The sequence below is a fragment of the Lapillicoccus jejuensis genome (assembly GCF_006715055.1).
In the GTDB taxonomy this organism is placed as follows: Bacteria; Actinomycetota; Actinomycetes; order Actinomycetales; family Dermatophilaceae; genus Lapillicoccus; species Lapillicoccus jejuensis.
The window spans coordinates 828796-850380 of the sequence record NZ_VFMN01000001.1 but is presented as its reverse complement, the minus strand read 5'-3'; the positions used below and the strand labels follow the sequence as shown (position 1 = coordinate 850380).

Here is a 21585-nt window from a genome sequence, read left to right as displayed (position 1 = left end):
GGGTCCACCCCTGTGGACGACTCCGGAACAGGTGGGGGTTGTGGACGACCGCACCACCCACCCCACCTCCGAGGCGCGCTATGCCGTGCCCCACCGGGTGGGGCACGGCATAGCGCGGGATGCTCCTATGGATGTCAAATGGTCTGTAGGGCCGGCGACGGCTGAAGTCGTGGGTTGAGGACGTAGTAGATCTCCCGGGCGATGAGGCGCTTGAGGCAGCGGATGATGTCCTTCTTGCTCAGGCCTTGCTCGGTTCGGCGGTGCATGTAGGCCTGGGTGCGTGGGTCCCATCTCAGCCGGCACAGCACGACCCGGTACAGGGCGGCGTTGGCCTGACGGTCCCCTCCCCGGTTCAGGCGGTGGCGGTGGGTCCGCCCGGACGAGGCGGGGATCGGCGCGACGCCGCACAGCATCGCGAACGCGGCTTCGGAGTGGACCCGGTCGCTGTTCTCTCCGGCGGTGACCAGCAGCTGACCGGCCACGTCGGCGCCGACGCCGTTCAACGCGACGAGCTGGGGGTTGATCGCGGCCACGAGGGGGTCGATGACCGCGTCGAGGTCGGTGATCTCCTCACTGAGGGCGTGGTGGCGGCGGGCCAAGGCCCGCAGCGCGGTCTTGGTGGCCTGCTCGGGGTCACCGACCCGGGTCAGGTCCGGGCGCAGCCCGGCGCACGCTGCCAGCAGCTGCCGCGTCGGCAGGCCCCGCAGTCGCGCGCGTAGCGGCTCGGCCGCGGTCACGATGAGGGTCTTGATCCGTCGCTGGCAGTCCGCGCGCTGGTCGATCGCGCTGCGCCGGGCCACGCGCAGGTTCCGCAGCGCCTCGACCCGCCCGTCGCGCACTTTCGGGACCCCGGTGCGGGTGCGCGCTAACGCGGTCAGGGCCGCGGCTTCGGCGTCGAGCGGGTCGGACTTGCCGGCGCTGCGGCGCGCCCGCCGGTCGGGACGGTCGATCTCGAGCAGCTGCACCTGTTCGGCCCGCAGGTGGCGGGTTAGGCCGGCGCCGTACGCGCCGGTGCCCTCGACCCCAACCACCACCACCGTCCCGAACGACCGCAGCCACGCCAGCAGCGCCGCGTACCCGCCCGGGTCGGCCGGGAACGTGGCATGCCCGAGCAGCCGCCCGACCGGGTCGAGCGCGGCCGCCGTGTGGGTGTCAAGGTGGGTGTCCACCCCACCAACCACCTGACCGGGCTCGCGCTGCTGGTCCAGCTGCGGATCCGGATCCGCCTGCTGGTCTCGCCGATGGTTTGTCGTGGTGCCGCGTGCGATGGTGGTCATCGCCGTCCTCTCTCACTCTCGAACGGTGGGTGGGCGGCATGCACCATCCGAACGAGTGGACAAGACAGTGATGGGTGCCTGCTGGCACAGGCTCCTATGAGGTCACAACCCTCGGACGATGAGTGCCGTGAGACCCCGCGCCGGGACCGACCGACAGATCCCGTTGAAGACCTCAAGTCAGTCAGGCGGCGAGTCAGGACCGACCCGGCGCGGGGGCCCGCACCCATCATCACTGTCAGGCGGGGTGGCCGACCGCCGTCGGCGGTGGCACCGGGCCGGTCAGGGGCGGCGGCGGCGTAGCACGACAGCGACGGCGCCGCCGAGCAGGACGACGACCGCCACCAGCACGATCGGCAGCACGGGGCTGTCGCCGCTGTCGGTGGCCGAGGCGGGGGAGGCGGCGACCGGGGTCGCCGGCGGGCTGGCCGCAGGCGCGGTCGTCGGGGAGCCGGAGGACGTCGCCGACGAGGGCGTGGTCGGGCTCAGCGGCGTCGCGGTCGACTGCCGGGCGTTCGCGGCGCTGCTCGTGAAGGTGAGCTCGCCCGAGACGGGGTGGCCGTCGTCCGACGTCACCCGCCAGGCGATCCGGTACGAACCGGCGGGCGCGGCGGGCAGCAGCGGCTGCACGACCGTGCTGCCGTCGATCCGCGGGGCGCCGTCCTGCACGTCACCCGACGGACCGGTCACCTTGACGGTGAGCCCGATGGTCGTCGGCGGCTCCTCGAAGTCCAGGGTCACGGCGTCGGGGGTGGTCGCCACGGTCGCCTTGTCGGCCGGGTTCGACCCCGTGAACGCGTCGTGCGCCTGGGCGGGGCCGGCTCCGAGGACGAGGCCGCCCACCGCGAGCAGGGCGGCGCCGACGAGGGTGAGGAGCGCGGCGGGGAGGGACGGCCGGCGCGACGTGGCTCTGCGCGGGTCGGCGTGACGACCGGTCGGAGCCGGGGAGGACGAGGGCAGCGACGCCGTGGCTGCGGTGGATACGGGCATGGAGGGTCTCCTGACGAGCGGGGAAGGGGTCGAGCGGGCGCAGGTGCAGCGTGGCTCGACGTCCGTCCCCCGGCGAGGGACCTACGCGATGGCCGCGGACGGTCCGGCCGGACCGTGCGACGGGCGGGCGAGCACTGCTGCCGGGGCGACCGGCGGAGCGCGTGAGCGACGGCGGCGCGCTCGCCGTGACGGGTGGAGCGGAGCGTCCGCCGGGACGGACGCGCCCCCGACCGCCTCCCGAGGGTGCGCCGCTCCCGGCAGCCGAGGCAGCAGCCAGGCCAGCAGGGCCCACAGTGCGTGCTCGCCCCGCGTCAGCAGCAGCGCCACGAGCGCCGCGGCGACCAGGTGCGCCAGGGTCATCAGGGCCGGCCCGCCGGCCGCACCCACCGTGCCCGCCGTCCCCGCCGTGAGCGGAGACCCGAGCGCCAGGTGCAGCAGGTGGTGACCGCCCGTCGGCGCCGGTCCCGACCCGTCGGTCGCGACCAGAGCGGGCTCGGCCGTCAGGGCGGTCAGCCCGACGTGCAGACCCACCTGCCCGAGCCCCAGGAGGGCCGCGAGGGCCGGCCCGGACAGCCGCCTCCCGGTGGCGACCAGTGTCACCGCCAGCACCGGCAGCGACAACAGGCCCAGCCCGACCGGGGTCGGCGCACCGCCCCCGGCCGCCACGTGGGCGCCGAGCGACAGGCCGACCGTCGCGGCCCCGAGGACGGCGGCGCGGGTCAGCCTCAGCACACCGCTCGCCGGGCTCGACATCACCCCCGAGGGTAGGCGACGCGCCCCACCACCTGTGCCGCCCGCTCCCACCCTGAGGTCACCCCCGCGCGAGGACCCACCAGAAGCCGCCGTACCCCGTGGGGTCCAGCAGCGCGCCGGCCGCGCCCGACTCGGCCAGCCCGGCCAGGTACGACGCCGGGTCGCGCGACGCGAGGCCGTGCTCGGGGGTGCGACCGCTGACCCCCAGCCGGTGCAGGGCGTCCCGCTGGCGCAGCACCTCGTCCGCCCGCAGGCTGTCGACGGCGACGTGGGCGGTGAGGTCGCACGAGCCGTCGGCCACCGGCGACACCTCCCGCCCCTCGCGGAAGGCCGTCAACGTCCCACCGGGTGGCCGCGACCCGCGGCGGTGCCCGTAGTCGACCGCCAGGGCCAGCCCGCCGTCGAGCCGGCCCAGGAGGTCCGCCCAGGCGGCGTCCCGGCTGCGCCCCACCTCGACCCGGTCGCCGGGCACGGCGCTCGCGTCCAGCGCCTCCCGCCAGTGCTCGGCGCACCACGACAGGTCGGCGCCGTCCAGCGGCGCCCCCAGCGTCTCGCCCCCGCCGAGGGGGTCGACGAGCACCTCGCGCAGCGTCCCCCCGCCGTCCACCTCGGCGACCGTGCACGGCACGACGTCGAGCCACTCGTGGGCGACGACGAGCGCGTCGCGCGGGGCGAGGTCCTCGGGCAGGGACGCGCCCCCGGGGGACGACAGCCAGGCCACGTCCGGCGCCAGCCCGGCAGGGCGGTCCACGACGTCGACCCCCAGCAGCGGTACGGCGTCGTCCAGCTCGCGCAGGTGCCGCAGCAGCTCGCCGCGGCCCGCGCCGACGTCGACGACGCCACCGGTGCAGCCGCGCTCACGGGCCAGCCTCAGCAGGGCGCGGGCCAGGACCCGGCCCGTGGCCCCGTGCGTCGCCGTCGCGAAGTGCCCCGCCGGCCCGACGTCGGACCGGTAGAACCCGCGCTCGCCGTACAGCGACCGTCCCCACGCCTGCGCCCACGGAACGGCCGGGGACACGGGTGCGGCGCTCGTCACGCCGCCGAACCTACCCAGCGGGAGCCGAGACATGACCCGGTAGGTTCTCCCCTCGTGAGCCAGCCCCCGGGAGCCCCGGCCCGCCTGCGGGTCGGCGTCGTCGGGACCGGCCGCGTCGGTGCCGTCCTCGGCGCCGCCCTCGCCGCCGCGGGCCACCACGTGGTCGCCTGCTCGGCCGTGAGCCAGGCCTCGCTCGACCGGGCCGCGACGCTCCTGCGGGGGGTCCCGGTCCGTGAGGTGCCCGACGTGGCCCGCGCCGCCGACCTCGTCCTGCTCGCCGTCCCCGACGACGACCTCGCCGGTCTCGTGCGCGGGCTCGCCGACACCGGTGCCCTGCGCCCGGGCCAGGTCGTCGTCCACCCCGGCGGTCGGCACGGCATCGGCGTCCTCGAGCCCGCCGCCCGGCTCGGCGCGCTGCCGCTCGCGCTGCACCCGGCGATGACGTTCACCGGCACCGCGCTCGACCTCGACCGGCTGGTCGGCTGCTGCTTCGCCGTCACGACGACCCGTGAGCTGCGCCCCGTCGGGGAGGCTCTCGTCCTCGAGATGGCCGGCGAGCCCGTCTGGGTCGAGGAGGAGGACCGTGCGCTCTACCACGCCGCCCTCTGCCACACCTCGAACCACCTCGTCACCCTCGTCGCGCAGGGCCGACAGCTGCTCGAGGCCGCCGCCATCGAGGACCCCGCCCGCGTGCTGCGCCCCATCCTCACCGCCGCCCTCGACAACGCCCTGCGCTCCGGGGACGCCGCGCTCACCGGCCCGGTCTCGCGCGGCGACGCCGGGACCCTCGCCGAGCACCTGACGGCGCTCACGGCGCACCCCGACGTCAGGCCGACGTACCTCGCCCTCGCCCGCGAGACCGCGCGCCGCGCCCGCGCCGCCGGCCGGCTGCGCCCCGACCTCGCCGACCGCGTCGAGGCCGTCCTCGAGCAGGAGGAGACCCCGTGAGCGACACCACGGCCACGGCCCACCCCATCCCGGTCGTGGCCCGCACCCGGGCCGAGCTGCGCGCCGCGCGCGCCGCCCTCGGCGACGACGTCGCCGTCGTCATGACGATGGGCGCGCTGCACGAGGGGCACGCCACCCTCATCCGCGAGGCCCGCGCCGCCGCCGAGCACGTCGTCGTGACCATCTTCCTCAACCCGCTGCAGTTCGGGCCCAAGGAGGACCTCTCGCGCTACCCGCGGACGTTCGAGTCCGACCTGGCCCTGTGCGCCGAGGCGGGTGTCGACCTCGTCTTCGCCCCGACCCCGGACGTCGTCTACCCGGACGGCGACCCCGGCGTCACCGTCGCCGCCGGCGCCCTCGGCACCGTCCTCGAGGGGCAGACGCGCCCGGGGCACTTCGACGGCGTCCTCACCGTCGTCGCGAAGCTCCTGCACCTCACCGCCCCGCGGCACGCCTTCTTCGGCCAGAAGGACGCGCAGCAGCTCCTGCTCATCCGCCGGATGGTCCGCGACCTCGACGTCCCGGTCGACGTCGTCCCCGTCGCCACCGTCCGCGAGGAGGACGGCCTGGCGATGTCCAGCCGCAACACCTACCTCACCCCGTCCGACCGCGAGGCCGCCCTCGCCCTGTCCCGGGCGCTGCGGGCCGGCGCCGCCGCGGCGGCGGAGGGACCGAGCGCCGTACGGCGGGCCGCCCGCGCCGTCCTCGTCGACGAGCCGCTCGCGCTCGTCGACTACCTCGTGCTCGTCCACCCCGAGACGCTGCAGGACGTGCCCGAGTGGTTCCACGGCGAGGCCCTGCTCGCCGTCGCCGCCCGCGTCGGCACGACCCGGCTCATCGACAACCTGCCGGTGCGGGTCGGGCCCGGGGGCGGGGCGCTCGCCGTGTTCTCGCGCCCGGACCTCCCCGACACCGCCGGCGGCCGTGGCTGAGCCGCTGCGCCTCCCGCGGCGGCTGCTCGCCCCGGAGCCCGGCTGGAGTCTCACCGCCGACGTCGTCGTCGTCGGGTCGGGGATCGCCGGCCTGACCACCGCGCTGGCGCTGCGCAGCCACGTCGAGTCGGTCCTGCTCGTCACCAAGACCGTCCTCGACGAGGGCTCGACCGCGTGGGCGCAGGGCGGGATCGCCGCGGCGCTGGCCCCCGAGGACACCCCCGAGGAGCACCTGCACGACACCCTCGTCGCGGGCGTCGGCGTCTGCGACGTCGACGCCGTCACCGCGCTGGTGCGCGAGGGCCCGGGCCGGGTGCGCGAGCTCGTCGCGCTGGGCGCCGAGTTCGACCGCGGCCCGGACGGGGAGATCCTGCTGACCCGCGAGGGCGGGCACCACCGCGACCGGATCGCGCACGCCGGGGGCGACGCCACGGGCCGGGAGATCTCGCGGGCCCTCATCGCCGCGCTGCACCGCGTCCAGGACGACCCCGGCATCCGCGTCGTCGAGCACGCGCTGGTCGTCGACCTGCTGCAGGACGCGGACGAGCGGGTGTGCGGGGTGACGCTGCACGTCATCGGCGAGGGCCAGGTCGACGGGGTCGGCGCCGCCCACGCCCGGGCCGTCGTGCTCGCGACCGGCGGACTCGGCCAGGTGTACGGCGCCACGACCAACCCGTCGGTCTCGACCGGCGACGGGATGGCGGTCGCCCTGCGGGCCGGCGCGGTGATGGCCGACCTGGAGTTCGTCCAGTTCCACCCGACCGTGCTGTGGCTCGGGGCGGACTCGGGCGGCCAGCAGCCGCTCATCTCCGAGGCCGTGCGCGGCGAGGGCGCCGTGCTCGTCGACGCCGCGGGCGAGCGGGTGATGGCGGGGGTGCACCCGATGGGCGACCTCGCGCCCCGTGACGTCGTCGCCCGCGCCATCGTCGCCCGGATGCGCGCCACCGGCAGCGACCACGTGTACCTCGACGCGCGCCACCTCGGCCGCGAGAAGCTCGAGCGGCGCTTCCCGACGATCCTCGCGGCCTGCCGGTCGCACGGCATCGACCCGGTGACCGACCTCGTGCCCGTCGCGCCGGCCCAGCACTACGCGAGCGGCGGCGTGGCCGTCGACCTCGTCGGCCGCACGTCGCTCGAGGGGCTGTGGGCGTGCGGCGAGTGCTCGTGCACCGGCGTGCACGGGGCCAACCGGCTCGCCTCCAACTCGCTGCTCGAGGGTCTCGTCTTCGCCCACCGGATCGCGCAGGACGTCAGCGACCGGCTGGCCCGCGGCGAGCTGCCGCCCACGACACCCGCCCCGCCGGACGGCGAGTCCGGTGTGCTGCTGCGGCCGCGGCACCGCCACGCGGTCCAGCAGGCCATGTCCGCCGGGTCCGGCGCCGTGCGCTCCGCCGGCTCGACCGCCGCCACCGCCGCGACCCTCGCCGCGCTCGCCGCGGACGCCGACGCCGCGGGCCGGACGGCCGGCCCCCGCGCCTGGGAGACGACGAACCTGCTGCACCTCGGTCGGCTGCTCACGCACGTGGCCGGGCTGCGGGAGGAGACCCGCGGCGGCCACGTGCGCGACGACTTCCCGCGCCGCGACGACGAGCACTGGCGCGGCCACCTGCGCGCCGTCCGCGGCCCCGACGGGACCGTCGCGACGTCGTACCACCCCGTCCCCGACCAGCACCTGGACCTGCCCTCATGAGCGACCTCGCCCTCCCCGCCGCCGACGCCGCCGACCTCGTGGCCCGCGCCCTGCTCGAGGACCTCGGCCCGCGGCACCTCGACGTGACGACGCTCGCGACGATCCCGGCCGAGCAGGAGCGCACGGCCCACGTCGTCGCCCGGGCCGACGGTGTCGTGGCCGGCCTCGACGTCGTCGCCCTCGTGCTCGACCAGGTGGCGGCGCTGCTCGGCCTGCCCGCCCCGGCCGTCGAGACGCTCGTCGCCGACGGCGACCGGGTCACCCGGGGGACGGTCCTCGCGCGAGTCACCGGCCGCACGCGGGTCGTCCTCGTCGCCGAGCGGACCCTGCTCAACGTGCTCTCGCGGCTGTCCGGGGTGGCGACGCACACCCGCCGCTGGGCCGACGTCCTCGAGGGCACCGGTGCGCTCGTCCTCGACACCCGCAAGACGACGCCCGGGATGCGCCACCTGGAGAAGTACGCCGTCCGCGCGGGCGGCGGCACGAACAAGCGGATGGGCCTGTACGACGTCGCGATGGTCAAGGACAACCACAAGGTCGCCGCCGGCGGCGTGCGGGAGGCGTACGACGCCGTCCGCGCGGCCTACCCCGACGTCGAGGTCCAGGTCGAGGTGACAACGGTGGCCGAGGCGCTGGAGGCCTACGACGCGGGCGCGCGGTTCGTCATGGCCGACAACATGCCGGTCGACCTGCTGCGCGAGACCGTCGCCGCGCTGCGCGAGCGGGCCGCGGGCGAGCGGGTCGAGGTGGAGGCGACCGGCGGCCTGACCCTCGAGGTGGCCCGCGACTACGCGCTGACCGGGGTCGACTACCTCAGCGTCGGCGGCCTCACCCACTCCTCGCCGATCCTCGACATCGCCCTGGACCTCACGCCGGAGGCTCAGCCGTGAGCGAGCCGACGACGGTGCGCGAGCTGCGACCCGGGGACCGCGAGCGCTGGGCCCAGCTGCACCGCGGCTACACCGACTTCTACGAGGTGCCCACGAGCGACGAGGCCCGCGAGCGGGTCTGGGGCTGGCTCCTGGCGCACGAGCACGGGCTGGTCGGCCTCGTCGCCGAGCAGGACGGCGGGGTCGTCGGGATCGCCCACGTCCGCCCCGTCGTGCGGATGCTGCACGCCCGGGTCGACGGCTACCTCGACGACCTCTTCGTCGACCCCGAGGCGCGGGGGAGCGGCGCCGCCACGGCCCTGCTCGACGCCGTACGCCGGCTCGGGGCCCAGCGCGGCTGGCGGGCCGTGCGCTGGCTGACCAGCGACACCAACGCGCGGGCGCGGGCGTTCTACGAGCGCGAAGGGGCGAGCCCCACCCCGTTCGTCACCTACGACCTGCCGACGGCGCCGTGACCCTCGGGCCGCCGCAGACGTGACCCACCGGCTGCCCGCGGCGTTCCGGCGGTTCTGGCTGGCCGACGCCGTGTCGGGGGTCGGGACCTCGGTCACGCTGCTGGCGCTGCAGGCGCTCGTCGTCGTCGACCTCGGCGGCGACGCGACCGCCGTCGGGTGGCTGACCGCGTCGCGGTGGCTGCCGTACCTCGTCCTCGGGCTGGTCGTCGGCGCCCTCGTCGACCGCGTCCGCCGGCGGAGGACCGTGCTCGTCGCGACCGACCTGGCCCAGGGGGTGCTGCTGCTGGCGGTGCCGCTCGCGTGGTGGCTGGGGCGGCTCACGCTGCCGGTCGTGCTCGTCGTCGTCCTGCTCTACGGGGCGGTGTCGCTCGTCAACGGGGCGGCGTCGATGGCCTTCGTGCCCCGCCTCGTCCCGCGCGGGCAGCTGCAGCGGGCGCACGCGCGGGTCGACGGGGCGGACGCCGTCGCGCAGAACGCCGGCCCCGCCCTCGGCGGCCTGCTCGTCCAGGCCGTCGGGGCGCCGCTCGCCGTCCTCGTCGACGTGGCGTCGTACGTCGTCTCGGCCGGGCTGCTCGCCCGGCTGCGGGTCGACGAGGGGGCGGGACAGGGGTCGGGACAGGGGTCGGGAGCGCGCTATGCCGTGCCCCACCCGGTGGGGCACGGCATAGTCCCCGCAGGTCAGGGGCCCGCGGACCGGCGCGAACGGCCGCTCCCGCGCCTGCGGCGCGAGGTCGTCGAGGGCCTGCGGTGGGTCTACGCCGACAGCGGGCTGCGCACCCTCGCGATCGCCACCCACGTGTGGTTCGTCGGGGCGGCGGCGATGGCGGCGGTGCTCGCGCCGTACGTCCTGCGCGACCTCGCCCTCAGCCCCGCCCAGCTGGGGCTGGCCGGGTCGGCCGCCGGCTTCGGCGCTCTCGCCGGCGCCCTCGGCTCCACCGCGGTCGGCCGGCGGCTCGGCACCGGCGGCGCCGTCGTCGCCGCCCACCTCGTCTCGACGGCCGGCGCGCTGACCCTCGTCCTGGCCGGGGTCGGGACGGCGGGCTGGCCGGCGCTCGCGGTCCTCGCCGCGTCGCAGGCCCTGCACGGGTTCGGCATCGGCACGTCGAACAGCCACGAGATGGCCTGGCGCCAGGCCCTCACCCCCGACGGCCTGCAGGCCCGCACCAACACGACCATGCGCTCGCTCAACCGGGCCGTCCTCGTTGTCGGCGCGCCGCTGGCCGGCGTCGCCGCCGACCGGATCGGCCCGCGCCCCGTCCTGCTGGTCGCCGCGGCCGCCTTCGCCCTCTCGGCCGCCCTGCTCGCCGCCTCGCCGTTCCGCTCGGCCCGGCTCGACCCGGGCGCCGACGCCCCGTCCGGACCACCCGGCCCGGCCCCGTAGCCTGGAGGGGTGAGCGACGTGACCACCACCGACGCCCCGGTCGAGCAGGCGAGCGACCTGCCCGAGCAGCTGCGGGTCCGGCGCGAGAAGCGGCAGCGGATGCTCGACGCCGGCACGGCGCCGTACCCCGTCGACGTCGCCCGCACCCACACCCTCGCCGACGTGCGCGAGCAGTGGGCCCACCTCGAGCCCGGCGAGGAGACCCAGGACGTCGTCACGGTCGCCGGCCGCGTCGTCTTCGTCCGCGTCGGCGGCAGGCTGTGCTTCGCCACGCTCCAGGAGGGCGTCGGCACCCGCCTGCAGGTCATGCTCAGCCTCGCCGAGGTGGGGGAGGAGTCGCTCGCCGACTTCAAGGCCCTCGTCGACCTCGGCGACCACCTCGCCGTCACCGGTCGGGTCATCTCCTCGCGCCGCGGCGAGCTGTCGGTCATGGCCACCTCGTGGGCGATGGCCAGCAAGGCGCTGCGCCCGCTGCCGGTCCTGCACAAGGACCTGTCCGAGGAGTCCCGCGTGCGGCAGCGGTACGCCGACCTCGTCGTGCGCCAGGAGGCCCGCGACATGGTCCGCCTGCGCGCCGGCGTCAACGCCGCCGTCCGTGCGACCCTCGACGAGCAGGGCTACGTCGAGGTCGAGACCCCCGTCCTGCAGCTCATCCACGGCGGGGCCGCCGCGCGCCCGTTCCGCACGCACATGAACGCCTTCGACCAGGACATGACCCTGCGCATCGCGCTGGAGCTCAACCTCAAGAAGGCCGTCGTCGGCGGCGTCGACCGCGTCTACGAGCTCGGGCGCATCTTCCGCAACGAGGGCGCCGACTCCACCCACAGCCCCGAGTTCACGATGCTCGAGGCCTACCAGGCGTACGGCGACCAGACCTCCATCGCCGCGCTCATGCGCGACCTCTACCTCGCCGTCGCCGACCGGCTCGGCTCCCGGCAGGTGCAGACCCCCGCCGGCACCGTCGACCTCGACGGCGAGTGGCGCTGGCTGCCGGTGTACGACGGCCTGTCCCAGGCCCTCGGCGAGACCGTCACCATCGACACCCCGCTGGAGGACTGGCGCCGCCACGCCGCCGCCCACGACGTCCCGCTCGACCCCGCGTGGGGCGCCGAGAAGGTCGCCCTCGAGCTGCTCGGCGAGCTCGTCGAGCCGACGCTGCTCCAGCCGACGTTCCTGTGCGACTACCCGGCCTCGGCGCAGCCGCTGGCCCGCCCGCACCGCAGCGCCCCCGGCCTCATCGAGGCGTGGGACCTCATCATCGGCGGCGTCGAGCGGGGCACCGGCTTCTCCGAGCTCGTCGACCCGGTCGTGCAGCGCGAGGTCCTCACGGCCCAGTCCCTGCTCGCCGCCGGCGGTGACCCGGAGGCCATGCAGCTCGACGAGGACTTCCTGCGCGCCCTCGAGCTCGGGGCGCCGCCCATGGGTGGGCTGGGCCTGGGGATCGACCGGATGGTCATGCTCTTCACCGGCGCGAACATCCGCGAGACGATCCTCTTCCCCCTGCTCAAGCCGCTGCCGGGCGGGGGCCGCTGAGATGTGGGACGCGGCCTTCCCCTACATCGCGGCGCTGTTCCCCACCGTCGCGGTGACGGTCCTCTTCTACTTCCTCATCAAGAACATCCTCGAGGGTGACCGCAGTGAACGCATCGCCCATGCCCAGTGGGAACGCGAGCACGCGGACGAGGAGAAAAAGGGAAATCCCCCGCAGAAGTCGAACGAATAGCATTCGCTATTCATTCTTTGCTACGCTCCTGGTGATCCCCGCCACCGGGATCACTTCTGGCCTTTTGGTGCCGGAAGAAACCATCTCCGAGAATTCTCAGGAAAAGGGGTTCGTCAATGGCTCAGCGTGTGCAGGTCGTCCTCGAGGACGACGTGGACGGGGGCGAGGCCAGCGAGACGGTGCTGTTCGGCCTCGACGGCGTCAACTACGAGATCGACCTCAACGACGACAACGCGGGCAAGCTGCGCGACGCGCTGGCCACCTGGGTCGGGCACGCCCGGCGCAGCGGCGGTGCCCGCAAGGCGGCAGGCGGCCGCAAGACCTCCTCGGCGGGGTCCTCCCCGAAGCGCACCGACCTGTCCGAGGTCCGCGAGTGGGCCCGGTCCAACGGTTACGAGGTCAGCGACCGCGGCCGCGTCTCGGCCCAGGTCCAGGAGGCCTACGACAAGGCCCACGGCTGACGTCTCGCCGCTTCTCGACGGAAAAGGGTGCCGCTTTCCGAGCGCGGCACCCTTTTCCGTGTCTTTCGTCCGGACACGGATCGTCATGGACCGTCACGGACCCCGCGGACTATCCGCCCGGAAAGAGCTCGGCCGCGAGATCGCCGTGCTCCGCCACCCGCTCCAGCACCTGGTCCATGAGCAGCTGCTCGAACCGCCGGCCGGCCGCGCCCTGCTCCACCTCGTCCCAGGTGCGGGGCGCGGCGACGTACGGCGCCGCCTTCCCCCGCAGCGAGTAGGGGCAGACCGTCGTCTTCGCGGCGGTGTTCTGGCTCCAGTCGAGCAGGACCTTGCCCGGGCGCAGCGACTTCGTCATCTTCCACACGACGAGATCGGGGTGCGCGGCCGTCATCTCCTGGGCGAGGGCCTGGGCCAGCGCCCGGATGTCGTCCGCGTCGTGGGTGCCGGGCAGGGCGGCGTACACCTGCATCCCCTTGCTGCCGCTGGTGACCGGGACGAGCCGGGTCAGACCCATGTCGGCCAGCAGCGGCCGCGCCCACAGGGCGACCCGCGCGCACTCCTCCAGCCCGGCGCCCGTGCCCGGGTCGAGGTCGATGACGAGCCGGTCCGGCGGCCGTGGCGCGCCGTCGTCGTCGACCTGCCACTGGTGCACGTGCAGCTCGAGCGAAGCGAGGTTGACCAGGTACGTGAGGTCCGCGAGGTCGAGGACGAGCGGGTAGGTGACGGAGTCGCGGTCCGGGTGCGCGGACGCGTCGCGGCCGTGGCTCGACAGGGTCACCCGGGGCAGCCACGACGGCACCCCCGACGGCAGGTTCTTCTCGAAGAAGCTCGGCCCCTCCACCCCGTGCGGCCAGCGGATCCGGGTCACCGGTCGCCGGCCGAGGTGGCGCAGCAGCGTCGGCGCGACCTGCGCGTAGTAGTGCAGCACCTCGCCCTTGGTCGTCTCCGTCGCCGGGTAGAGCACCTTGTCGAGGTTGCTCACGGCCAGCCGCCGACCCGCGACCTCCACGGTGACCTTCTGGGCCTCAGGCACGGCGCAGCCCCTCCAGCACGTCGGCCGGGTCGACGTCGCCCGCCTCGAGGTCGGGCCGCCGCCCCCGCCACGACGGCTGGCGCAGCCGCGGCTGGGTGGTCACGGCGAGCGCCTCGACGTCGGCGACGAGCACCGGCTCCACCCAGGTCGCGCCGACCCGGTCCTCGCGGGGCAGCTCGCCGCTGAACGGCGACGCCTCCCGGGTCAGTGGCGCGAGCTCGCGGGCGAGGGCCTCGCCGACCTTCCCGGCCAGGCCGCTGCCGACCCGCCCGAGGTAGACCAGGCCGTCCGGACCGGGCACGCCGACGTGCACCGCCCCGAGCCGGGGCGACCCCTTCTCCGGCATCCAGCCGCCGACGACGACCGACACCGCCGTGCGGTGCGGCAGCTTGAGCCAGTCCTCGCTGCGCACCCCCGGCCGGTACGGCGACCCGCGCCGCTTGCTCACGACGCCCTCGAGGTGCTGCTCGCGCGTGGCGTCCAGCAGCAGCTCGCCGTCGTCGAAGACCGGCGGCACCTGCCAGTGCGGCCCGGCCAGCTCGAGCCGCTCGAGGGTGGCGCGCCGCTCCTCCCACGTGCGGTCGAGCAGCGGGACGCCGTACAGGCGGAGCAGGTCGAACACCATGAAGGTGACCGGTGCCCGGGCGGCGAGCGTCGATGCGCGTCGGGCGCTGGTGACGTGGAACCGCTCGGCGAGGGCCTGGAACGACGGCACCCCACCGCGCAGCAGCACGACCTCGCCGTCGAGCAGCATGTCCTCGAAGGTGTCGGCGAGCCCGGCCAGCTCGGGGAAGGCGACGGTGACGTCGCGCTCGGTCCGGGTCGCGAGCCGCAGCCGGGACGGGCCGCCGGCCGCGGGGACGGACACGTCGGCCAGCGCCCGCATCCCGTCCCACTTGACCTCGTGCACCCACTGCGCCCCGCGCGGCACCCGCGGCGACGGGCTCGCGAGCATCGGGCGCATGGCCCCATCCAACACCGGGCCGACGGGCCCGTGCCCGACTCGGGGGTCAGACCCCGACGACCCGGCTGCGCCGCTCGACGAGGACGGTGTCGCGCCAGCGCCCGGCGAGCGGGCCGACCGGCATGAGCGCGACCCGCTCCCGGCGGCCGACGACCCGGAAGCCGCACCGGGCGTGCAGCGCCAGGCTGGCCGCGTTCTCCGGGAACACCGCCGACTGGACCGTCCAGATCCCGGCCGCCTCGGTGGAGGCCGCGAGCGCCTCGAGCAGCAGCCGCCCGACGCCGCGACCGGCGGCGGAGGGGGCGACGTACACGCTGTGCTCGACGACGCCGCGGTAGGCGGGGCGGGTCGAGGTGGGGGACGCCGCGACCCAGCCGAGCACCTCGTCGTGCCCGTCGAGGGCGACCCAGCGCTGGCCCGGGAGCCGACCCGCGTCGAAGGCCCCCCAGGTCGGCGGGGCGGGCTCGAAGGTGGCGTGGCCGCCGGCGATCCCGGCCGCCCAGATCGCCTCGACGGCCGGCCAGTGCCGGGGCTCGAGGGGTGCGATGGTCGCGGGCGGGGCGCTCACGCGCCCGACCCTGCCACGGGTCGCCGTACGGCGTCGGGTGGGGACGGGCGCACGTGCGGGGCCCGAGGTGTTGAGCGGTGTCGGCGCCGTGGGGGATGCTGGGAGCCTCGCGCCGCCGCCGGCGTGGGGGAAAGGGCGAGCCGATGCCTCGCGCGATGTGGAAGGGGGCCGTCTCCTTCGGCCTGGTCAACGTGCCGGTCAAGCTCTACTCGGCCACCGAGGACCACGACATCTCCTTCCGGCAGGTCCACCGCGAGGACGGTGGGCAGATCCGCTACAAGCGCGTCTGCTCGATCGACGGCGAGGAGGTCGCGTACGACGACATCGCCAAGGGCTACCAGACCGAGGACGGCCAGGTCGTCGTCATCACCGACGAGGACCTGCGCGAGCTGCCCAACCAGAGCAGCAAGGAGATCGCGGTCGAGAAGTTCGTCCCCAGCGAGCAGGTCGACCCGCTGCTGCTCGACCGTCCGTACTACCTCGAGCCGGAGAAGGGTGCCGGGAAGGCCTACGCGCTGCTGCGCGACGCGCTCGAGGCGGCCGACCGGATGGCCCTGGTCACCGTGGCGATCCGCAGCCGCAAGAACATGGCGGTCCTGCGCGTGCGCGACGGCGCGATCGTCCTGCAGACGATGCTGTGGCCCGACGAGATCCGTGCGACCGACTTCATGGGCAGCCTCGACGACGTCGGCCACGCCACCGAGAAGGAGCTGGCGATGGCGACGATGCTCGTCGAGTCGCTGGCCGGCGACTGGGACCCGAGCGAGTTCGCGGACGACTACGCGCAGGCCGTCGAGGCGATGGTCAAGGCCAAGCTCGACGGTGGCGAGGTGACCGAGCGCCCGGCCGCGCCGGAGACCTCGGGCGAGGTCGTCGACCTGCTCACCGCGCTGCAGCGCTCCGTCGACCGGGCCAAGGCCGGTCGCGGCGAGCCCGTCGCCGACCGCGAGGAGAAGCCGGCGAAGACGACGACGGCGAAGAAGACCACCGCGGCGAAGAAGACGGCGGCCAAGAGGACGACCGCCAAGAAGACCGCCGCCAAGAAGGCCAGCTAGTGCCCGAAGGCCACACCCTGCACCGGCTGGCGCAGGCCCTCGACGCTGCCTTCGCCGGTTCCCGGCCGCAGGCCACCTCACCCCAGGGACGGTTCGCCGACGGCGCCGCGCTCGTCGACGGGCGCCGGCTGGAGCGGGCGACGGCGTACGGCAAGCACCTCTTCCTCGACCACGAGGGCGGGCTGACGACCAACGTCCACCTCGGGCTCATCGGCAAGTTCTCCGTCGAGCGGTACGACGCCCCGTCCGGCCCGCCGCCGGTGTGGGGTGCGGTGCGGCTGCGGCTGCTCACCGACACCCACGTCGCCGACCTGCGCGGGGCGACGGTGTGCCAGGTCGTCACGCCGGAGCAGGTCGCGGCGATCGTCGCCAAGCTCGGGCCCGACCCGCTGCGCGCCGACGCCGACCCCGAGCAGGCGTGGACCCGCTTGCACCGCTCCGGCCGGTCCGTCGCGGAGCTGCTCATGGACCAGTCGGTCCTCGCCGGCGTCGGCAACGTCTACCGGTGCGAGGTGCTCTTCCGGCACCGCGTCGACCCGTTCCGTCCCGGCCGGCAGATCCGCCCCGAGACCTGGCGCGCGATCTGGGACGACCTCGTGCGGCTGCTGCCGCTCGGCGTCGCCTTCAACCAGATCCTCACCATGGAGGACCAGGTCCTCGAGGCCGAGGAGCTCGTCGCCCGCGACGAGGTGCCGGTGCTCGTCGCCGTCCACACCGACTCGGCCCGACGGGTGATGTCCGGGCCGGCCGGGGTGCTCGCCGCCGCGGTGTCCGACGAGTCGGCCGCCGACCTCGCCGACGACAGCGAGGGCGCCGGCCTCGACGAGGACGACGCCGGCGCGACGGCCGGGTTCGAGCGGCGCTACCACGTCTACCGGCGCGCGGGGGAGCCGTGCGTCGTGTGCGGGTCGCGGGTGCGCACCCGGATCGTGGCCGGCCGCAACCTGTTCTGGTGCGGCCGCTGCCAGCGGCGCCGCTGAGCCGGCGCCCGGTCGGCGGGGCCTAGCCGCGCAGCCGCACCGGCATGGCGTCGTACCCCCGCAGGACGCGGGTACGGCGCCGCCGCGGCGGGCCGTCGAGGGCGAGGTCGGGGAAGCGGTCGAGCAGCGCGCGGAGCGCCACCTCGGCCTCCATCCGGGCCAGCCCCGCACCGAGGCAGTAGTGCGGGCCGCCCGAGAACGCGAGGTGGGCGGCGGCGTTGGCCCGGGTGACGTCGAAGCGGGCCGGGTCCTCGAAGACCCGCGGGTCGCGGTTGGCCGCGGCGAGGACGAGGCCCACGAGCTGCCCCGCGCGCAGCTGCTCGCCGGCGACCTCGGTGTCGCGGACGACGGCCCGGGCGGTGCGCTGCACGGGGGACTCGAGACGCAGCGCCTCGTCGACCGCGTTCTCCCAGTGCTCGGGGTGCTCCCGCAGCAGGGCCAGCTGGTCGGGGTCGGCCAGGAGCAGGACGACCGCGTTGCCGATGAGGTTGACCGTCGTCTCGAAGCCGGCGGCGAGCAGCAGCATGGCGACCCCGACGAGCTCGGTGTCGTCGAGCGCACCCTGCTCGTCGCTCGCGGCGACGAGGTCGGCGAGGATCGTGCCGGGGACCGGGTCGCGCCGCACCCGCTCGACGTGGCCGCGCATCCAGCGCTCGAACTCGGCGATGTCCTTCTCGGAGCGGCGGAAGTCGGGGTAGACCATGCCCGGGTCGAGCGAGAAGGCGGCGCCGGCGCCCCAGTGCAGGAACTGGGCGCGCATGTCGGTGGGCGCGCCGAGCATCTCGGCGATGACCGTCGCCGGGAGCAGGCCGGCGTAGTCGCGCACGAGGTCGGCGCCCCCGCGGGCGCCGGCGGCCTCCAGCCCGTCGAGCAGGTCCGCGGCGATCGCCTCGGTGCGGGTCCGCAGCCGCGCGACCGCCTTGGCGGAGAACGAGCGGATGACGATCTTGCGCATCCGGGCGTGGTCGAGGCCGTCGACGGCGAGCAGCGACGGCTTCTCCACCGGCCCGGCCGGGCCGCGGCCGGCCAGCCGGGTCAGGCCGCGCAGCAGCGGCGGGGGCCGGAAGCCGCCGATCGTCACGACGTCGGGGCTGCGCAGCACGGCGGCGACGAGGTCGTGGTCGTGCGCGCTGCGGACGAGGCCGTTGCTCACCAGCCGCGCCTGCCCGCGCAGGTGCTCGTAGGCGGCGTACGGGTCCGCGACGACGGCCGGGTCGTACATGACGCGGGCGGCGACGTTGCCGGCGCGGGTGCCGCGGGCCAGCCCGTAGCGCAGCACCCCGTGCTGGAGGACCCAGCGCAGGCGGCGCTGCACGGGCGCGACGGGGGCGCGGACGGCCTGGGCGGCGGCGGTCGGGAGGGCCATGACCGGAACCTACTCTCGGTAACCAGGGCTGTCGAGGGGTCGACGCGGGGGCGGGCCCGGGGTGGCGGTTAATCCGCCCAGGGCGAAACCTGCGCCCGTTCGGCTCAGGGACGGAACAGGCTGTCCCAGGCCCTCGTTGCGTGGTGTGCAGCCACCCGGCCCCCTCCGGTCCTCACGGACCGGGACGACGGGTGGGCCTGTCAGTCGTCACGGATACCATTCAGGTATCTCGACAAGGGTAGGGAGCTTTGGCGATGTTCGAACGATTCACCGACCGGGCCCGACGGGTCGTGGTGCTGGCGCAGGAGGAAGCCCGCCTGCTCAACCACAACTACATCGGCACCGAGCACATCCTGCTGGGCCTCATCCACGAGGGTGAGGGGCTGGCGGCCAAGGCCCTCGAGAACCTCGACATCTCGCTCGGCGCGGTGCGCGAGCAGGTGCAGGACATCATCGGCCAGGGCCAGCAGGCGGCGACGGGGCACATCCCCTTCACGCCGCGGGCCAAGAAGGTGCTGGAGTACTCGCTGCGCGAGGGCCTCCAGCTCGGCCACACCTACATCGGGACCGAGCACATCCTGCTCGGCCTCATCCGTGAGGGCGAGGGCGTCGCCGCCCAGGTCCTCGTCAAGCTCGGCGCCGACCTCAACAAGGTCCGCCAGCAGGTCATCCAGCTCCTCGCCGGGTACCAGGGCGGCCAGGCCGAGAAGGCGGGCGCCGGCGTCGGCCAGGGCCAGCAGGCCGAGGGCACCCCGGCCGGCTCGCTGGTGCTCGACCAGTTCGGGCGCAACCTCACCCAGGCGGCGCGCGAGGGCAAGCTCGACCCGGTCATCGGGCGCGAGAAGGAGATCGAGCGCGTGATGCAGGTCCTGTCGCGCCGCACGAAGAACAACCCCGTCCTCATCGGCGAGCCCGGCGTCGGCAAGACCGCCGTCGTCGAGGGCCTGGCGCAGGACATCGTGCGCGGCCAGGTCCCGGAGACCCTCAAGGACAAGCAACTCTACACCCTCGACCTCGGCGCGCTCGTCGCCGGCAGCCGCTACCGCGGTGACTTCGAGGAGCGGCTGAAGAAGGTCCTCAAGGAGATCCGCACCCGCGGCGACATCATCATCTTCATCGACGAGATCCACACCCTCGTCGGTGCCGGTGCCGCCGAGGGCGCGATCGACGCGGCGAGCATCCTCAAGCCGATGCTGGCCCGCGGCGAGCTGCAGACCATCGGTGCCACGACGCTCGACGAGTACCGCAAGCACATCGAGAAGGACTCGGCCCTCGAGCGGCGCTTCCAGCCGATCCAGGTCGCCGAGCCGAACCTCGCGCACGCCATCGAGATCCTCAAGGGCCTGCGCGACCGCTACGAGGCGCACCACCGCGTCTCGATCACGGACGGCGCGCTGGTGAGCGCGGCCAACCTGGCCGACCGCTACATCAACGACCGCTTCCTGCCGGACAAGGCGATCGACCTCATCGACGAGGCGGGCGCGCGGCTGCGCATCCGCCGGATGACCGCTCCGCCGGACCTGCGCGAGTTCGACGAGAAGATCTCGCACGTGCGTCGCCAGAAGGAGGCGGCGATCGACGGGCAGGACTTCGAGAAGGCCGCGCGCCTGCGCGACGACGAGAAGACCCTCGTGGCCCAGCGCGCCGAGCGCGAGGCGGCGTGGAAGTCCGGTGACATGGACGTCGTCGCCGAGGTCGACGAGGAGCTGATCGCCGAGGTGCTCGCCGCCTCGACGGGCATCCCGGTCTTCAAGCTGACCGAGGAGGAGTCCAGCCGCCTGCTCAACATGGAGGCCGAGCTCCACAAGCGCATCGTCGGCATGGACGACGCCATCAAGGCGCTGTCCCAGGCGATCCGCCGCACCCGCGCCGGCCTGAAGGACCCGCGTCGTCCAGGTGGCTCGTTCATCTTCGCCGGCCCCACCGGCGTCGGGAAGACCGAGCTGGCCAAGACGCTCGCCGAGTTCCTCTTCGGCGACGAGGACAGCCTCATCCAGCTCGACATGTCGGAGTTCAGCGAGAAGCACACCGTCTCGCGGCTCTTCGGCTCCCCGCCCGGGTACGTCGGCTACGAGGAGGGTGGCCAGCTCACCGAGAAGGTGCGCCGCAAGCCGTTCTCCGTCGTCCTCTTCGACGAGGTGGAGAAGGCCCACCCGGACATCTTCAACTCGCTCCTGCAGGTGCTCGAGGACGGCCGCCTCACCGACTCGCAGGGTCGGATGGTCGACTTCAAGAACACCGTCATCATCATGACGACCAACCTCGGCACCCGGGACATCTCCAAGGGCGCCCTCGGCTTCTCCGCCGGCCCGGACTCGCGCAGCGAGTACGACCGGATGAAGGCCAAGGTCCAGGACGAGCTCAAGCAGCACTTCCGCCCGGAGTTCCTCAACCGCGTGGACGACATCATCGTCTTCCCGCAGCTGAGCCAGGAGGAGATCGTCTCGATCGTCGACCTCGAGATCGCCAAGCTCGACGTCCGCCTCAAGGACAAGGACATGGGGATCGAGCTGACGACCGGCGCGAAGAACCTGCTGGCCAAGAAGGGCTACGACCCCGTGCTCGGTGCCCGGCCGCTGCGCCGCACCATCCAGCGCGAGATCGAGGACGTCCTGTCCGAGAAGATCCTCTACGGCGAGCTGAAGTCGGGCGAGTTCGTCCTCGTCGGCGCCACCGGCGACGAGAAGGACGCGACCTTCACGTTCGAGGGCAGCAAGCGCGAGGACACCCTCCCGGAGATCCCGGACACCCCGCCGATCGACACCGTCGGCGGACCGCAGGACTCCTCGGGCGCGGCCTCGGCCTGACGCCACCGGCACCACCTCGTACGACGCCCCCGGCCCCCGGCCGGGGGCGTCGTCGCGTCCCCGGCAGGCGCGCGTGGCGACCGCTCGCGGGCCCCTGACCTGCGGCGACTATGCCGTGCCCCAGGGGGTGGGGCACGGCATAGCGCGCCCGGGGAGGCCTCGCGCTCTCCCGGTGTCGCCGCGCCGACCCCGCCGCCCGGCCAGGCAGGGGCTGTCCCGTTCGGTGGGTCCGGGTAGGTCCGGGCGCCCGGAGCGGGTACATTGAAGGTGGCACAGGGC

General features: G+C 74.7%; 20 protein-coding genes. 12 read left to right on the top strand and 8 right to left on the bottom strand.

What is annotated here, in order from left to right:
• Positions 1–134: 134 nt before the first annotated feature.
• The 4 genes from FB458_RS04120 to FB458_RS04105 all read right to left on the bottom strand — a co-directional run bounded on the left by FB458_RS04120 (position 135) and on the right by FB458_RS04105 (position 4053).
• Positions 135–1277, bottom strand: coding sequence for an IS110 family RNA-guided transposase (locus tag FB458_RS04120; RefSeq protein WP_246061059.1), 1143 nt, complete (start codon positions 1275–1277; stop codon positions 135–137).
• A gap of 279 nt (positions 1278–1556) precedes the next feature.
• The gene (locus FB458_RS04115) at positions 1557–2264 is read right to left on the bottom strand and encodes a copper resistance CopC family protein (RefSeq protein WP_141847009.1); all 708 of its coding nucleotides are present in this window, start codon (positions 2262–2264) and stop codon (positions 1557–1559) included.
• 81 nt (positions 2265–2345) lie between these two features.
• Positions 2346–3017: a hypothetical protein gene (locus tag FB458_RS04110; protein ID WP_141847007.1), complete on the bottom strand. Its 672-nt coding sequence runs from the start codon at positions 3015–3017 to the stop codon at positions 2346–2348.
• A gap of 58 nt (positions 3018–3075) precedes the next feature.
• A complete protein-coding gene (locus FB458_RS04105) occupies positions 3076–4053 on the bottom strand; it encodes an SAM-dependent methyltransferase (RefSeq protein ID WP_246061058.1) in 978 nt (325 codons plus the stop codon).
• A 54-nt stretch (positions 4054–4107) separates the two neighbouring features.
• Here FB458_RS04105 and FB458_RS04100 point away from each other — a divergent pair, with 54 nt between their 5' ends.
• The 9 genes from FB458_RS04100 (at position 4108) to FB458_RS04060 (ending at position 12533) form a co-directional block, all read left to right on the top strand.
• Positions 4108–5001, top strand: a complete 894-nt coding sequence (locus FB458_RS04100; protein ID WP_141847003.1) for a Rossmann-like and DUF2520 domain-containing protein — start codon at positions 4108–4110, stop codon at positions 4999–5001.
• Positions 4998–5933: a pantoate--beta-alanine ligase gene (gene panC / locus FB458_RS04095; RefSeq protein ID WP_141847001.1), complete on the top strand. Its 936-nt coding sequence runs from the start codon at positions 4998–5000 to the stop codon at positions 5931–5933. Before FB458_RS04100 ends, panC begins: the two co-directional genes overlap by 4 nt.
• Positions 5926–7623: an L-aspartate oxidase gene (locus FB458_RS04090; RefSeq protein WP_211355918.1), complete on the top strand. Its 1698-nt coding sequence runs from the start codon at positions 5926–5928 to the stop codon at positions 7621–7623. The genes panC and FB458_RS04090 overlap by 8 nt, the downstream gene beginning before the upstream one ends.
• A complete protein-coding gene (nadC, locus tag FB458_RS04085) occupies positions 7620–8513 on the top strand; it encodes a carboxylating nicotinate-nucleotide diphosphorylase (RefSeq protein ID WP_141846999.1) in 894 nt (297 codons plus the stop codon). Before FB458_RS04090 ends, nadC begins: the two co-directional genes overlap by 4 nt.
• Positions 8510–8968: a GNAT family N-acetyltransferase gene (locus tag FB458_RS04080; protein WP_211355917.1), complete on the top strand. Its 459-nt coding sequence runs from the start codon at positions 8510–8512 to the stop codon at positions 8966–8968. The genes nadC and FB458_RS04080 overlap by 4 nt, the downstream gene beginning before the upstream one ends.
• A 19-nt stretch (positions 8969–8987) precedes the next feature.
• Entirely contained in the window at positions 8988–10349 is a 1362-nt protein-coding gene (locus tag FB458_RS04075) for an MFS transporter (protein ID WP_141846997.1), read from the top strand.
• 9 nt (positions 10350–10358) lie between these two features.
• Positions 10359–11882: a lysine--tRNA ligase gene (gene lysS / locus FB458_RS04070; protein WP_141846995.1), complete on the top strand. Its 1524-nt coding sequence runs from the start codon at positions 10359–10361 to the stop codon at positions 11880–11882.
• A 1-nt stretch (position 11883) separates the two neighbouring features.
• On the top strand, positions 11884–12072 hold the full coding sequence (locus FB458_RS04065) for a lysyl-tRNA synthetase (RefSeq protein ID WP_141846993.1): 189 nt from the start codon (positions 11884–11886) through the stop codon (positions 12070–12072).
• A gap of 116 nt (positions 12073–12188) precedes the next feature.
• Positions 12189–12533 (top strand): histone-like nucleoid-structuring protein Lsr2, encoded by a 345-nt coding sequence (locus FB458_RS04060; protein WP_141846991.1) that lies wholly within the window; start codon positions 12189–12191, stop codon positions 12531–12533.
• A 109-nt stretch (positions 12534–12642) separates the two neighbouring features.
• On the opposite strand, the gene ligD (FB458_RS04055) is transcribed toward FB458_RS04060, so the two are convergent.
• From ligD (FB458_RS04055) to FB458_RS04045, 3 genes are read right to left on the bottom strand one after another with little or no spacing between them, the layout of a single operon-like run.
• Entirely contained in the window at positions 12643–13566 is a 924-nt protein-coding gene (ligD, locus tag FB458_RS04055) for a non-homologous end-joining DNA ligase (protein ID WP_141846989.1), read from the bottom strand.
• Positions 13559–14530, bottom strand: coding sequence for a non-homologous end-joining DNA ligase (ligD, locus tag FB458_RS04050; RefSeq protein ID WP_141846987.1), 972 nt, complete (start codon positions 14528–14530; stop codon positions 13559–13561). The genes ligD (FB458_RS04055) and ligD (FB458_RS04050) overlap by 8 nt, the downstream gene beginning before the upstream one ends.
• Before the next feature lie 46 nt (positions 14531–14576).
• Positions 14577–15098 (bottom strand): GNAT family N-acetyltransferase, encoded by a 522-nt coding sequence (locus FB458_RS04045; RefSeq protein WP_141846985.1) that lies wholly within the window; start codon positions 15096–15098, stop codon positions 14577–14579.
• A gap of 143 nt (positions 15099–15241) precedes the next feature.
• Between FB458_RS04045 and ku the strand changes: the two genes are divergently transcribed.
• Both ku and FB458_RS04035 read left to right on the top strand, forming a co-directional pair.
• On the top strand, positions 15242–16153 hold the full coding sequence (gene ku / locus FB458_RS04040; protein WP_141846983.1) for a non-homologous end joining protein Ku: 912 nt from the start codon (positions 15242–15244) through the stop codon (positions 16151–16153).
• A complete protein-coding gene (locus FB458_RS04035) occupies positions 16153–17133 on the top strand; it encodes an Fpg/Nei family DNA glycosylase (RefSeq protein WP_141846981.1) in 981 nt (326 codons plus the stop codon). Before ku ends, FB458_RS04035 begins: the two co-directional genes overlap by 1 nt.
• 22 nt (positions 17134–17155) lie before the next feature.
• On the opposite strand, the gene FB458_RS04030 is transcribed toward FB458_RS04035, so the two are convergent.
• Positions 17156–18499, bottom strand: a complete 1344-nt coding sequence (locus FB458_RS04030; RefSeq protein WP_141846979.1) for a cytochrome P450 — start codon at positions 18497–18499, stop codon at positions 17156–17158.
• Positions 18500–18753: 254 nt separating this feature from the next.
• Here FB458_RS04030 and FB458_RS04025 point away from each other — a divergent pair, with 254 nt between their 5' ends.
• Positions 18754–21306, top strand: a complete 2553-nt coding sequence (locus FB458_RS04025; RefSeq protein WP_141846977.1) for an ATP-dependent Clp protease ATP-binding subunit — start codon at positions 18754–18756, stop codon at positions 21304–21306.
• Positions 21307–21585 lie beyond the last annotated feature (279 nt).

What these genes read in the sequence shown, in the direction of transcription:
- FB458_RS04120 (WP_246061059.1), bottom strand. Translation starts at nt 1,277, where the DNA reads ATGACCACCATCGCACGCGGCACCACGACAAACCATCGGCGAGACCAG.
- FB458_RS04115 (WP_141847009.1), bottom strand. Translation starts at nt 2,264, where the DNA reads ATGCCCGTATCCACCGCAGCCACGGCGTCGCTGCCCTCGTCCTCCCCG.
- FB458_RS04110 (WP_141847007.1), bottom strand. Translation starts at nt 3,017, where the DNA reads ATGTCGAGCCCGGCGAGCGGTGTGCTGAGGCTGACCCGCGCCGCCGTC.
- nadC (WP_141846999.1), top strand. Translation starts at nt 7,620, where the DNA reads ATGAGCGACCTCGCCCTCCCCGCCGCCGACGCCGCCGACCTCGTGGCC.
- FB458_RS04065 (WP_141846993.1), top strand. Translation starts at nt 11,884, where the DNA reads ATGTGGGACGCGGCCTTCCCCTACATCGCGGCGCTGTTCCCCACCGTC.
- FB458_RS04060 (WP_141846991.1), top strand. Translation starts at nt 12,189, where the DNA reads ATGGCTCAGCGTGTGCAGGTCGTCCTCGAGGACGACGTGGACGGGGGC.
- ligD (WP_141846987.1), bottom strand. Translation starts at nt 14,530, where the DNA reads ATGCGCCCGATGCTCGCGAGCCCGTCGCCGCGGGTGCCGCGCGGGGCG.
- ku (WP_141846983.1), top strand. Translation starts at nt 15,242, where the DNA reads ATGCCTCGCGCGATGTGGAAGGGGGCCGTCTCCTTCGGCCTGGTCAAC.
- FB458_RS04030 (WP_141846979.1), bottom strand. Translation starts at nt 18,499, where the DNA reads ATGGCCCTCCCGACCGCCGCCGCCCAGGCCGTCCGCGCCCCCGTCGCG.
- FB458_RS04025 (WP_141846977.1), top strand. Translation starts at nt 18,754, where the DNA reads ATGTTCGAACGATTCACCGACCGGGCCCGACGGGTCGTGGTGCTGGCG.